The sequence below is a fragment of the Fructilactobacillus sp. X2R1C1 genome (genome assembly GCF_059901435.1).
On sequence record NZ_JBWXUV010000034.1, the window covers coordinates 1 to 428 of the forward strand.

Genomic DNA, 428 nt, shown 5'->3' on the forward strand with positions numbered 1-428 from the left:
GCCCAACGTTGGTAAGTCGAGTTTATTGAACCGTCTCTTACACGAAGACAAGGCGATTGTAACCGACGTGCCGGGAACCACGCGGGATGTTTTGGACGAATACGTTAACGTTTCTGGCATTCCTTTGCACCTAGTTGATACCGCTGGGATTCGTGATACTAACGATAAAGTTGAAAAAATTGGAGTCGATCGTTCTAGAAAAGCCATCAAGCAGGCTGATTTGGTACTACTAGTGTTAAACGCTAGTGAACCGTTGACTGACGAAGATCGGGAACTTTTGGATCTGACGCAGCACAGCAAGCGGATTATCCTATTGAATAAAACGGATTTACCAGAAAAAATTGATGTTGATGAGTTAAAGAACCGCTATCACGCTGACAACGTGATTAAGACCCAAGCCGTAAAGGATAACGGAACCAAATCCTTAG

General features: G+C 44.2%; 1 protein-coding gene. It reads left to right on the forward strand.

Annotation, left to right across the window (positions count from 1 at the left end; all coding sequences use genetic code 11):
* A partial coding sequence (locus AC6UDG_RS07355) for a GTPase (protein ID WP_500706944.1) occupies nucleotides 1–428 on the forward strand: 428 nt, incomplete at both ends.